Annotated in this window: 13 protein-coding genes; 4 read left to right on the plus strand and 9 right to left on the minus strand. The window is 67.4% G+C overall.

The features are described 5' to 3' along the window. Window positions 1-72: 72 nt before the first annotated feature. Both V5B60_RS13390 and V5B60_RS13395 read left to right on the plus strand, forming a co-directional pair. Window positions 73-1,980, plus strand: coding sequence for a potassium transporter Kup (locus V5B60_RS13390; protein ID WP_332347526.1), 1,908 nt, complete (start codon window positions 73-75; stop codon window positions 1,978-1,980). Beyond that, the gene (locus tag V5B60_RS13395; protein WP_332347527.1) at window positions 1,943-3,400 is read left to right on the plus strand and encodes a hypothetical protein; all 1,458 of its coding nucleotides are present in this window, start codon (window positions 1,943-1,945) and stop codon (window positions 3,398-3,400) included. The genes V5B60_RS13390 and V5B60_RS13395 overlap by 38 nt, the downstream gene beginning before the upstream one ends. 7 nt (window positions 3,401-3,407) lie before the next feature. Here the strand turns inward: V5B60_RS13395 and dsbD are convergent, their stop codons facing one another. From dsbD to V5B60_RS13430, 7 genes are all read right to left on the minus strand, one after another. Further along, on the minus strand, window positions 3,408-5,174 hold the full coding sequence (gene dsbD, locus V5B60_RS13400; protein WP_332347528.1) for a protein-disulfide reductase DsbD: 1,767 nt from the start codon (window positions 5,172-5,174) through the stop codon (window positions 3,408-3,410). A 17-nt stretch (window positions 5,175-5,191) separates the two neighbouring features. Continuing rightward, window positions 5,192-5,524, minus strand: coding sequence for a divalent-cation tolerance protein CutA (cutA, locus tag V5B60_RS13405; protein ID WP_034939103.1), 333 nt, complete (start codon window positions 5,522-5,524; stop codon window positions 5,192-5,194). Window positions 5,525-5,646: 122 nt separating this feature from the next. Then, window positions 5,647-6,411 carry a class II aldolase/adducin family protein gene (locus V5B60_RS13410; protein WP_332347529.1) on the minus strand — a complete coding sequence of 255 codons (765 nt, stop codon included), beginning with the start codon at window positions 6,409-6,411 and terminating at the stop codon, window positions 5,647-5,649. A gap of 158 nt (window positions 6,412-6,569) precedes the next feature. Next, window positions 6,570-7,037, minus strand: coding sequence for a hypothetical protein (locus V5B60_RS13415; protein WP_332347530.1), 468 nt, complete (start codon window positions 7,035-7,037; stop codon window positions 6,570-6,572). An 85-nt stretch (window positions 7,038-7,122) separates the two neighbouring features. Next, a complete protein-coding gene (locus V5B60_RS13420; protein ID WP_332347531.1) occupies window positions 7,123-7,266 on the minus strand; it encodes a hypothetical protein in 144 nt (47 codons plus the stop codon). A 92-nt stretch (window positions 7,267-7,358) separates the two neighbouring features. Continuing rightward, complete coding sequence (locus V5B60_RS13425; protein WP_332347532.1) at window positions 7,359-7,568, minus strand: hypothetical protein; 210 nt, start codon at window positions 7,566-7,568, stop codon at window positions 7,359-7,361. Between the two features lie 550 nt (window positions 7,569-8,118). Beyond that, complete coding sequence (locus V5B60_RS13430) at window positions 8,119-8,604, minus strand: DUF4124 domain-containing protein (protein WP_332347533.1); 486 nt, start codon at window positions 8,602-8,604, stop codon at window positions 8,119-8,121. A gap of 1,072 nt (window positions 8,605-9,676) precedes the next feature. On the opposite strand from V5B60_RS13430, the gene V5B60_RS13435 reads away from it, so the two are divergent. Next, window positions 9,677-10,057: a VOC family protein gene (locus tag V5B60_RS13435; protein WP_332347534.1), complete on the plus strand. Its 381-nt coding sequence runs from the start codon at window positions 9,677-9,679 to the stop codon at window positions 10,055-10,057. Here V5B60_RS13435 and V5B60_RS13440 read toward each other — a convergent pair. Then, entirely contained in the window at window positions 10,049-10,411 is a 363-nt protein-coding gene (locus V5B60_RS13440; RefSeq protein ID WP_332347535.1) for a M10 family metallopeptidase C-terminal domain-containing protein, read from the minus strand. The two genes, V5B60_RS13435 and V5B60_RS13440, sit on opposite strands and share 9 nt — an antisense overlap. 145 nt (window positions 10,412-10,556) lie before the next feature. Further along, a complete protein-coding gene (locus tag V5B60_RS13445; RefSeq protein WP_332347536.1) occupies window positions 10,557-11,189 on the minus strand; it encodes a choice-of-anchor C family PEP-CTERM protein in 633 nt (210 codons plus the stop codon). Between the two features lie 474 nt (window positions 11,190-11,663). Here V5B60_RS13445 and V5B60_RS13450 point away from each other — a divergent pair, with 474 nt between their 5' ends. Beyond that, complete coding sequence (locus V5B60_RS13450; protein ID WP_332347537.1) at window positions 11,664-12,470, plus strand: DODA-type extradiol aromatic ring-opening family dioxygenase; 807 nt, start codon at window positions 11,664-11,666, stop codon at window positions 12,468-12,470. Window positions 12,471-12,523: the final 53 nt, after the last annotated feature.

The following is a 12,523-nucleotide window of genomic DNA, read 5'->3' on the forward strand; positions in this document are numbered from 1 at the left end:
GCTCGTCGCCGGACGCGGATGATGGTGGACGGGCTTCGGAGGTGCGTCGTGGTGACTGGGCCGGGAGCCGACATGGTTGCAGAGGAAGCAGCGGGCGGCGAACGGCGATCGGGACTGGCGGCCACTGCCGTGGCTGCGATGGGCGTCGTCTTTGGTGACATCGGCACCAGCCCCTTGTATACGATGAAGGAAGTGTTCGGCGGCCATCACCCGCTGCCGCCCAGCGCGGGCAACGTCCTGGGCATCCTGTCGCTGGTCTTCTGGGCGCTGACGATCACTGTCTCGCTGAAGTACGTCCTCTTCATCATGCGGGCCGACAACCGCGGCGAGGGCGGCATCATGGCGCTGACGGCGCTGGCACTGCGCACCGCGAATGCGACGCCGCGGATTCTCTGGCTGATGTCGGTGCTGGGCATCTTCGGCGCCGCACTGTTCTACGGCGATGCGGTCATCACGCCGGCGATGTCGGTGCTGTCGGCAGTCGAGGGACTGGAAGTGGCGACACCGCTGCTCAAGCCCTGGGTGCTGCCGATCACCGTCGTCATTCTCGTCCTCCTCTTCGTCTTCCAGCGCCATGGCACCGCCGCCGTCGGCGCCCTCTTCGGTCCGCTGATGATGCTCTGGTTCTTGACCCTCGGTTTGCTCGGGCTGTGGAACGTGATCCAGAACCCGTCTGTGCTGGCGGCGATCAACCCCTGGTACGCGCTGTCCTTCTGCCTCGGGCAGCCGGGCATGGCGTTCCTCGCGCTGGGCTCGGTCGTCCTCGCGATCACCGGTGGCGAGGCGCTGTACGCGGACATGGGACACTTTGGCCGGCGGGCGATCAAATGGGCGTGGTTTGCCCTCGTCTTCCCGCTGCTCTACCTGAACTACCTCGGCCAGGGCGCGCTGATCCTCGCCGACCCGCAGGCGATCACCAGTCCCTTCTTCCGCCTCGTCCCCGACGAGCGGCTGGTTCTGCCATTGGTCGTCCTCGCCACGACGGCGACGGTGATCGCTTCGCAGGCGGTGATCTCGGGCGCCTTCTCGCTCACCAGCCAGGCCATGCAACTCGGCTACTGCCCACGCATCCAGGTACGCTTCACCTCGGAGCGCGAGAAGGGCCAGATCTACGTCCCGAACATCAACTGGCTGCTCCTGCTGACGGTGATCGTCGTCGTCCTCGGCTTCCGCTCGTCGTCCAACCTGGCGTCGGCCTACGGTATCGCCGTCACCCTGACGATGATGATCGACACCCTGCTTGCCTTCGTCGTCGTGCGTGCCCTGTGGCAGTGGAGCTGGCCGCGCGCGGCACTCTTTCTCGTCTTTTTCGTCGTCGTCGACTTCGCCTTCTTCGCCGCCAACGTGATCAAGATCGTCGATGGCGGCTGGTTCCCGCTGGCCGTCGGTACCGCCGTCTTCGTTCTCCTGTCGACCTGGCGGCTCGGCCGCCGGCTGCTTGCCGAAAGGCAGCGACAGCAGTCGATTCCGCTCGCCGACTTCATCGCCGGCATTGCCGTCGACGGGCCGCAGCGGGTGCGCGGCAGCGGCGTCTTTCTCACCTCCCATCCCGAAGGGGTGCCGCGTGCACTGCTGCACAACCTGAACCACAACCAGGTGCTGCACGAGCGGGTGGTCGTCCTCAACGTCGCGGTTGCCGATGTGCCGCACGTCGCCGAGGCCGAGCGTGTCCGCGTCGAGGCGCTTGGCCAGGGCTTCCACCGCGTCCATGTCGCCTACGGCTTCAAGGACGAACCCGACCTGCCGCGTGCGCTCGCCCTCTGCGCCGCCGATGGACTCGCCTTGGACATGATGTCCACCTCGTTCTTCCTCGGGCGCGACACGGTCGTCCGTTTGCCCCCCGGACAGCAGGCGCGTATGGCAAACTGGCGGCAGACCCTGTTCAACTGGATGTTCCGCAATGCCGATACCGCGACCGAGTTCTTCAAGCTGCCGCCAAACCGTGTCGTCGAGCTCGGGGCGCAGGTCGAGCTGTGCTGACGACGCGTCGGCAAATCATGCGACAGCGCTCGCGGACACGCCGGCCGGGTGTGCCGCAGCCGCTCGCGACGCGCGACCGGCTCGTCCGATCTGGTGGCTCGCCGCCGCCGCGCTTGCACTGGCTGCCATCGGCAGCCCGCTGTCGGCCGACAACCTGCCGCCGGCGCCGACCGAGCTTGGCACGATTCGCCGCAACGAGCAGGGGCAACTGGAGGTCGTGCGGCCTCCGGCGGCCAGCCCGGCAGCCGCTTCGTCCCCCGTCGAGACGCCTGCCGCCAGGCGCGCCGGCAGTCAGCGCGTGGCCGCCGACGGCCAGCCGGGGGTTGCCGGCAGCGGCCGGACGATCGTCGTCGGTGAGCGGGAAGCGGTGCGCAGCATCAGCGAAGCGGCGCGGCTGGCGCGCGACGGCGACACGATCGAGATTCGCCCGGGCGAATACCGACGGCAGGCCGTGGTGTGGACGCAGGACCGATTGACGATTCGCGGCGTCGGTAGGCGGCCGGTCCTCATCGCCGATGGGGACAGCGCCGAGGGCAAGGCACTGTGGGTGGTGCGCAGTGCGCAGATGACGATCGACAACCTCGAATTCCGCGGCGTGCGCGTCGCTGCCGGCAACGGCGCCGGCATCCGTTTCGAGAGCGGCCACCTGAAGGTCGTCCGCTGCGCCTTCTTCGACAACGAGATGGGCATTCTCACGAGCAACGCGGCCGACGCCGTCCTCGAAGTGGAAAACAGCGAGTTCGGTGCTGCTCCCCGCCATGCCGGTGCGCTGCACCATCTGCTCTACGCTGGCACGATCGCCCGCCTGAAGGTCAGCGGTAGCCGTTTTCAACAGGGTTACCTCGGACACCTGATCAAGTCGCGGGCGCGCGAGAGTTCGATCCTCTACAACCTGCTGGTCGATGGGGTCGGCGGCAGCGCCTCGTACGAGCTCGAATTTCCCAACGGCGGAATCGCCTGGGTGATCGGCAACATCATCGGGCAGAGCGCGACGACCGACAACCCGGTCGTCGTTTCCTATGGCGCCGAAGGCGAGCGCTGGCCGGACAATGCGCTTCATCTGGCGCACAACACCCTCGTCGACGACACGCCCGGCGGGCGCTTCCTGCAGGTCTGGAGCGAGCGACTGCCGGCCGTGACCGAGGTCTGGGCGATCAACAACCTGCTCGTCGGCCGCGGCATCTTCGCGCCGCAGGGCACGGGACGCCACGATGGCAACCAGTCCGTCGAGGCCGCGACCCTGGTCGACGTCGATGGCCTGCCTTTCGTGCTGCCGCAGGCGTCGCCGTTGCGCGGCAGGGCGAAGGCGCCGGGATTTGCCCGTGGCCAGAGCCTGGCGCCAACGGCGGAGTTCCGCTTGCCGGCGAAGACCCTGCCGTTGCTGCCGGGCAAGCCGTTGTCGCCGGGCGCGCTGCAGTAGGACTGAGTCAGTTCAGGCGCGCCAGCAGGCCGAGAAACTCCTCGGCACTCTGGAAGCCGACGACGCGGATGCCTTCGATCTCCCGTCCCTGCCGGTCGAAGAAGATGATTCCCGGCGGGCCGTAGAGCTTGAAGCGTTGCAGGAGGGCCTGGTCGGCTGCCGAGTTGGCGGTGACGTCGGCCTGCAGGAGGGTCCAGCCCACCAGTTTCGCCTGCACGCGTGGATCGGCGAAGGTGAAGCGCTCCATCTCCTTGCACGAGACGCACCAGTCGGCATAGAAATCGAGCATCACCGGCCGTCCGGCGCTGGCCAGCCGGCTGTCGAGTTCCTCGACCGTGCGCACGCGCTCGAAAGGCAGGTGCCGGGCATCGCTGCCGGCGGCGCTGCTGCGCAGCACCGAGAGCGGTTGCAGCGGGTCACGCGAACCGGCGAGCGTGCCGAGCAGCATCGCGGCGCCGAAGAGCAGCATGACGATGCCGATTCCCTTCCAGAAGCGCTGCCAGCCCCTCGCGTGTGGTGGCAGCGGGTCGAGCGCGTGCAGGTAGATCGCCGGCACGATCAGCAGCAGCGCCCAGGCCAGCATCTGCAGCACCGGCGGGATCACCGGCGACACCAGCCAGACGGCGGTCGCCAGCAGGATGACGCCGACGGCCTTCTTCACCGCCTCCATCCAAGGTCCCGACTTCGGCAGCAGGGTGCCGGCGCTGGCGCCGACGACGAGCAGCGGCGCACCCATGCCGAGCGCCAGCGAGAACAGCGCCGCGCCGCCGAGCACCGCATCGCCGCTCTGGCCGATGTAGAGCAGGGCCCCGGCCAGCGGCGCGGCGACGCACGGGCCGACGATCAGTGCCGACAGCGCGCCCATCGCCGCGACACCGGGCAGCGAGCCGCCGCGGATGTGGCTCGCTTCCACCGATACCCGGCTTTGCACGATGCTCGGCAGCTGCAGCTCATAAAAGCCGAACATCGACAGCGAGAGGAGAACGAAGACGGCGGCGAAGGCGCCGAGGACCCAGGGATTCTGCAGCGTCGTCGCGAGCAGGGTGCCGGTGAGGCCGGCGGCGACACCGGCGGCGGCGTAGGTCACCGCCATGCCGAGCACGTAGGCCAGCGAGAGCAGGAAGCCGCGCGCATGCGAGACGCCATGACCGTCGCGCCCGGCGCCGACGATGATCCCCGAGAGGATCGGGATCATCGGAAAGACGCAGGGGGTCAGTGACAGCAGCAGACCGAAACCGAAGAAGCTGCCGATCAGCAACCAGAAGCCGGCATGCCGGAACAATTGCGCAATGCGGCCGGACTCGTCGCCGGCTGTGCCGGCGGCTGCCGGTGCGGCGACCGCGCCCACCGCCGCCGGATCGGGCAGCTCGACGGCGAGCGTGTGCTGCTGCGGCGGATAGCAGATGCCGGCATCGGCGCAACCCTGCGAGGTCACGCGCAGCGTCAGCGGCAGCGGCCCCGGGCTGTCGCGCTCGACCGGCAGCCGGATGAGCACCTGGTCGTAGAATACCTCGACACGGCCGAAGGTCTCGTCGTGTTTTTCCTTGCCCGGTGGCAGCAGCGGCGTTCCGAGGCGGATCGTCGCCGGTTCGACGGCGAAGCGGAACTTGTCGCGGTACAGGTAATATCCCTTGGCGATGCTGAAGCGCACCTCGAGCGTCTGCCCGTCGAGCGCACGCACGCTCGGCTTGAAGGCCACCGCCGGGTCGAGGAACTCTTCCGCCTGGGCCAGCGTGGCGAGCAGCAGCAGGAGCGAGAGCAGGCAGCGGAGCATTGGCAGCTTCGGATTGCTCAGGTCGACGGCGCGGTTTCGGCCGCCACCCAGGCGAGATACTCGGGCAGGCCAGCGGCAATGTCGAGCGCGACCACTTCCGGCAACTCGTACGGATGGCTGGCGCGGATCGCCGCCGTCAGCTCGGCGAGGCGCGCCGCGCTGGTCTTGATCAGCAGTGGCACCTCGTCGGCTGTTTCGACCTTTCCCTGCCAGCGGTAAACAGAGCGGCAGGGGGCCAGGATGTTGACGCAGGCAGCGAGGCGCGCTTCGACGAGCCGTTCCGCCAGCGACCGTGCGGCCGATTGGTCGGGCAGATTGGTGAGGACGAGGAGGGCGGTCACGCGGCGCATTCTACCGCATCGGCGGTGACCGCTGCAGCCAGGCCGGTGCCTGCCCTGTGCATCCTGATCGTCAGGACGGCACGTTCGCTCCTGCCGTCTGCCGCGCTCTTTGGCGCCGCCTGCACTTCGTCTCAGGAATCATGGCCCGGATTGGTGCGCGCCAGGCGGCGCAGCAGCGCCGGCCACGCCAGTCCGCCACCGGCACCGCGCGTCACCTGCTCCCACTGCGCCTGCGCGCCGTCGATGATCGGTTGCGCGATGTACCGCAGCGGCTGTCCACGGCTCATCGCGCCGACCTGCATGCGGCAAGTCGTCTCGAAGAAGTACATGGCGACGAAGGCTTCGGCGACCGATCGGCCGACGGTCAGCAGACCATGGTTGCGCAGCATCAGGAAACGCCGGTCGCCCAGGTCGCGCACCAGGCGTGGCTTCTCGTCATCGACCAGCGCCACCCCCTCGTAGTCGTGGTAGGCGAGCGACGAGAGAACAAAGATCGAGTGCTGCGACAGCGGCAGCACGCCCGCCTCCTGTGCCGAGACCGCGACGCCGTTGACGCTGTGCAGGTGGAGGACGCAGATGGCATCGTCACGCGCCGCATGCACCGCGCTGTGGATGGTGAAGCCGGCCGGGTTGATCTCGTGTGGCGTGTCGTCGAGCTTGTTGCCGTGCACGTCGACCTTGACCAGGCTCGATGCGGTGATCTCGTCGAACATGAACCCGTAGGGATTGATCAGGAAATGGTGCTCGGGGCCGGGGACGCGGGCCGAGATGTGGGTGAAGATCAGGTCGTCCCAGCCGAACAGCGCCACCAGGCGATAGCAGGCGGCGAGATCGACGCGCTGCTGCCATTCGGCATCGCTGCAGCGGGAGCGGAGGGTGCTTGCGGAAAGGTTCATCGTTTTCTCCTCGTTCGGTTCTCGTTCTGTCGTATCGCTCGCGCCGGCGTCTGGCTGCGCCGAGCTGGGGGGCGGCAGCGCAACGGCCGCCGGCCGCCGGCCGACGCCGGCGACGGCGCCAGCGATCCGCCGTCCACCAGCCGGCGCTGCCGTTCCGCTCAGGCTTGGCCGCTTCCTGCGCCAGCGGCGGCATGCGGCAGCGGGATTGCTGCCGCTCCCCGGCGACCGGCACGTGAGCCGGCGGATGGAATCTTCAATCCACCGGGACCATCCTCGCATGCGCTCGACACAACTTTCCATTGTTGCGGGCTCATCGTTGCGTGCTGCCATTGAAAAATTCCGTCGCGCGTGTTCATCGAGTGAATCGCCTGCGCCGAGTTTTGCACCAAAGCGATGCGAGCTTGCGTCGCCGAGCTTCGCTGTTGCATCGCAGAGATGAAAAGTTCCGCTTGCGACATCGAAGTCTGCACCAGATCGGTGCAGGCTGGTATCGAGGGGGTTCGTCGCTGCGTCTGGGCGATGGAAGGTTCCACCTGCGGCATCGAAGTCTGCACCCTGTCGATGGAAGTTTCCATGTGTGAGGTCGGTCGTTGCATGCTGGCGATGGAAGGTTCCACCTTCGGCATGGCAGGTCGCACCTGCGGGGTCCATCGTTGATGTGAACGTGGCTTCGGCGCTGCTGCGGTCGAGAGGCCCATGCTGGAGCTGTTTTCAGGCAGCCTGCAATGCCGGTTCGATCAGCGTCGTGGCGAGACGTTCCTGCTGCGCGCGCGATTCGGCAAGGTCGGACTCGAGGCGGTCGACGAGAGCCAGCAACTCGTCGACTTTGGCGACGATGCGCCGTTGTTCGGACAATGAAGATGAATGGCGAAGCAACGGAATTCGCCCAACTGGTCTTGTCCACATCTGGGGAACGCCATTGCTTCGCCCGGTGGGGACCAAAGGATTCACCGAAAGGACTCGCTGGATTCCTGTTCCCCGCGAGTCTGACGCCGCGCGACAGATTCAGGTGCGGCGCGCACGGCCAGCGTGCACTGGCGAATCTCGTCGAGCCAGCGCAGCCGGTCGATGATGGGCAACGCGCTGTAGGCAAGCAGGCGCTCGTCCGAGGTCTCGTAGGCAAAGTCCGCCGCATCAATCCTGGCCGGCGCCTGCACGCGCGCCCCAATGCCTGCGAGCGAAGCAGCGCCTCGGCATCGGCGGCGTCGCGTTGGCGGCCTGTCGCTCGCTTGAGGCGGATCAGGTCGTCGATGCTCGCCAGCGATATCGCCGTACGGCCGAGTTCCCCGGCGGCCGTGACAAAGCGCGCGAGATTGTCTTCATCGAGGGCGAGCATCAGGTCGACAGCCATCGTTGCACGCTCGAGACCATGGACGTTCAATGTCAGGCCGCCCACCAGAACGTAGTCAACGCGATGTTCCTGCAGGGCTGCGAACGGGTCGAGATAGAACATTCGGCCAGTGTACCCCGACGGTCCGTGGCAGGAGAAGACAGGTCCTGCCTGCGGAGATCGCGCCGGCTGCTGAGCGTCGACGCCGTGCTGGTGACGAATGATCAGGCGTTCGACCAGGTAGCCGGTCTGCTCCTCGAATCGAATCTGCCGAGCATCCTGCGACGCACTGCGGGCCGTCGGAAGCAGCCCGACCTGCTCGCTGCCGATCTTCAATGGCGGGGGAGGACCGGCTGCCGGCAGCCAGTGACTTGCAGCTACCTGCCGGCGCAGCGTGCGTCGATCTCCTGCCCGTGTTGCTGGATCAGCGCCGCCCGTTGCCTGTCGTCAAGATAGACGCGCTCGCCGCGGTCGTCGTAGCGGGCGACGGCGTTGGCATTCTGCAGGTTCTCGAGAGATTTTCGGGCGAGCAGGCAGTCGCGCTGCAGTCGCTTCGCCGCCGCGTCCTGCTCCTCCTGCTTGCGGGCAGCGGCATCCCGTTCGATCTGCCGCTGGCGAAACTCCGTTTCCTTCTCCTGCCACGTCTTGCCCGCCGGCCTGGCGCCATCGTCGGCACTGGCCGGGGCTGCTTGCGGCTGCCCTTGTGCTGCCAGTGGCTGCCGGGGTTTCACCGCCTGCTGTCCCGGTGGCGGCAATTCCGAGAAGTGGGTCACGCCCTTCTCGTCGACCCACTTGTAAACCTCGCCACCCGATACCGCCGTCGTCACGACGAGCAGGGCGAAGAGCAGGGCTTGCGGATACATCCATCACCTCTCTGGCGACCCGGATGGCACGAAGGCGGCCATGACCGTTGGCGGCGACGAGCCCAACGACAGGACCGCCACGTCGCGGGAATCCTCCGGCGCAACGGCAAGGCGCCCGGAGTGGCGGTGCCGCATCCGACACCCGGAAAAATCACTGCGGTCATGAGCAGCATAGAATCGCCCGGTAGCGGCGTCAAGTTCCTCCGGACGTGCTCTGGTCGGACACAGATCGGCCGTATGGCGGACGCTTCTCGGGGTGCGACAACGTGTCTCGTCGGTGCCGCAGCATTGCGGCGGGGGGGCGGCGCTGCCGCTTGCGGCATCGCGCCCGACGCCCGGCTGCTCTGGTTCGAGGTCGAATCTCAGCACGACCGGTCGGCGCCGGAATTCGCGCGGCGCAGCATCGTGGGCCATGTACCGGCGGGTCTTCCGAAGGAGCCAGTCATTCCCCGCGTCGTCGGCAGGCAAGGCCTTGGCCATGGCCTTCCTCCACAGCTGTCCGGCCGAGGGTGTCGCTCGCCGCCGCTTGATACCGCAGTTCAAACTGAGCGAGAGTCAGTCGCACGACATCGCCAAGTTGCTCACATGCGCGTCGAAGATCGACACTGCCATCATCACCATTCCGGGGACGGTCGCGTGTTGGTCTCTGCTCGCTGCCGTCGGACTTGTCGCTGCCGCCCGGCACACCGCACCGGGGCCTGCCGGGCGGCAGGGAACAGATGACGACGAAGTCGAGGTTGCTCAGCATGGGACCCGCAGCAAGGGTGGCGATCTGCAGCGGGCTCGCGCCGGCGTTGCCGCTGGCGTCGCAGTACAGGGCGCCGGAACCGCTGTCGTCGATCGTACGAGTTGAGCCACACGCGCAGGCGTGACGCATGGCCCGTGAGGCGGATGAGGAAGCAAAGCGCCTCGCGGGCCAAGTGCCATGCCGGAGCGGGTTGGCTCGAGCGCGGGGCGGCGCTTGGTGGAGTAGCGCAAAGGTGCCGCTGGAGCTAAGCTGCGTAACTGACTGCCGATGTTCCAGGAGGTTGCTCTGGGTCGGGTGCAGCCATTTGGAGCGAAAGGAGTGCATATGCTGGCCAACGCATCCGTGACCACCATGCTTCCGGTAAAGGACATGGCCCGGGCCCGATCCTTCTACGAGGGCAGCCTTGGATTGAAGCCAGGGAACTTCAAGCCCGACGGCAAGTTTGAGTATGCGGTGGGCGGGACCACGCTGGCTTTGTTCCCCAAGCCGGAGGGGACCAAGGCCGAACACACGGCAATCAGCTTCCGAGTCGCCGACATCGCCGCGAGCGTCGCTGAACTGAAGCGGGCAGGCGTGGTGTTCGAAGACTACGACCTGCCGGGCTTCAAGACCGTGGAACATGTCTGTGTACTCGGTTCCGAGAAGGCTGCGTGGTTCAAGGACACAGAAGGCAACTACCTCTGTCTTCACGAAGACCTACCGTAGCTCGCAAGGTCGGGTTGCGCCGCCTGACAAGTAATCGTTGGCGTCGGCGGCGCTCGCGAAACCATCGCCCGAGCGGAACGAGCCGGCAGCCAGGGTGCCGGGGCTCAACAGCGAGGTGAAGATGGCGTTATCGAGTTCGATCGTGTCGTCGAGGACGCTGAAGTCGCTGATCGTATCGCGGTTGGTTGCGGAGTGGGGCAGGGTATCGAACCGGAAGATGTCGGCGCCGCTGCTGCCTGTGAGCGTGTCGTTACCGAGACCGCCGAGCAGCGTGTCGCTCCCGGCACCGCCGTCGGGCAGATCGTCACCGCCCGCAGCTGAAATGGTGTCGTTGCCAACCCCCGAGCCGGGCACCCTGGCCTCGCTGCTGGCCGGACTGGGGAGACCGGCGGCAGCGCGCGCGGGTGGGGGCAGAAGGTGTGCCGGTATGGACCCTCACGGGCTTGCCGGTCGCCTGTTCGACAAGCCCCGTGGCGATCGGCGGCCGCCGCTGGATGCCCTACCGATGCTTGCGCGACCAGCCGAGACCGGCGAGCGACAGACCGACGAGCAGTGCCGAGGCAGGCTCCGGCACAGAGCCCGGTTGGGCGGTGATGCGCACGTTGTCGAGCGCGGGGCCGTAGCAGCAGGTGCCGTTGAGCGCCGAAAAGCTCAGCGTCGTCTGCGCCGCGTCGGCAGTGAACTGGAAGCTGTAGTCCAGCCAGCCCATGTTCGATCGTGACTTGCCGCTCTGGTTGAACGAAAACTGGTCGTCCTCGTCGCCGGCGACGACTTTCAACAGCTTCGTTGCCGGACCGCCGTCGGTGTTGCCGGCCATCGCGAACTGGACGGTATACAGCCAGCCGACCTGGGTGTCGAAAGTCTGGCTGATCGTGCCGAGGGTGTTGCCGGCGAGGTCGATGCTGCGGTTCCCCTGGGCTGCCTGCCAGTAGGTGCCGATGTAGTCGATGTTGCCGCCGCTGACGGTCCAGCCGGTGATCTGGCTGTTGTTGAGTCCGAGTGTGGTGAACGTGCCCGGGTTGATCGGAGCGGTTTCGAAGCTGCCGTTCTGGAACGGTGCAGCCTGCGCCAGAGCGCTGGCCGACAGGGCGCCGACGAGCGTCAGCAGGCGGGCGATGGTACGTATGTTCATCCGGAATCTTCCTTTGTCGTGTCGTGAAAGAAATCGCGACTCCTGCCGCTCCGCTGCGCGGGGCATGACCCGTTCGGCAGCGAGCAGCGGGCGCAGCGCAGACGCGGTGCGCGCTTGCTCGCCACGTTCGACCGATGCTCAGGAGGTTGCGGCGGGAAATCAGGGCCTTCGCGAAACGCCATCCGAGGCCATGGCTCGCAGCATCCGTCCTTTCCCGTTGGTGCTGCGTGCGAAAGCTCACGGCGGGGCTCATTCAGACGCGACGCGGCGCCGTCTCGCACGTTCGCGGTGGCCCGCGAGCCGGGTTCCGTCGCTCGCTCCTGCCCGCGCAGCACCACCCACCACCAGTCACCGCCATCGAAACGGCACGTGATCCGGTTGTTGCTGTCGCAGCAATGATGATTTCCCGATCGTCATCTATGTTGGCCGCTCGGGAAGGGCTACAGTCCGTCCGTCGCATCAGGACCCTGCCAGATGGAATCGATCGCCACGCAACCCGCCCTCTTCGTACCGCACGGCGCGCCGACCTTCGCGCTGCACCCCGGCGCTGCCGGCGCGGCCATCGCCGACCTGGCGCGCACCCTGCCGCCCGCACGCGCGATCGTCATCGTCAGCGCTCATTGGGATACGGCCTTGCCGACGGTCGGTTTCGCCGAGCGCCCGCAGACCCTGCACGACTTTCACGGCTTCGCGCCGGCACTGTACGCAATCCGGTATCCCGCCAGCGGCAGCCGCGAGGCGGCAGAGGAAGTCGTGGCGGCGATCCGCGGCAGCGGGATGGCGGCCGAACGTGCTCCGGCGCGCGGCCTCGACCATGGCGCCTGGGTGCCGTTGCGCCTGATGTTTCCGCAGGCGGATTGGCCGGTCATCCCGCTGTCGATCCAGAGCCGTGGCGGTCCGCGACAGGCCTGGCTGCTCGGCAGGGCGCTCAGCCCGCTGTTGCGACGCGGTTTCCTGGTCATCGCGTCCGGCAACGTCACGCACAACCTGCACGAATACCAGCGGGCGGCACGCGACGGCGGCCCGATCCCGGACCATGTCCGCCAGTTCCCGGCGTGGCTGGCCGAGCGCCTGCAGGCGGTTGACACGGCCGCCGTGCTCGACTACCGCCACTTGGCACCGGGCGCCGTTGCCGCTCACCCGAGCGAGGAGCACCTGCTGCCGCTCTTCGTCGCGCTCGGGGCGGGCGGCGATTCGCCGCGCGTGCAGCGCATCCACGCCGGCGTCGACGATTTCGTCATTGCCATGGACGCCTATTCCTTTGCCCCCTCCGGGCGGTGATGCGGTGATGCCGCCAGCACTGCCATCGATCCATCAGCAGCGCCTCGCCGCTG

This window comes from Accumulibacter sp., from assembly GCF_036625195.1.
In the GTDB taxonomy this organism is placed as follows: Bacteria; Pseudomonadota; Gammaproteobacteria; order Burkholderiales; family Rhodocyclaceae; genus Accumulibacter.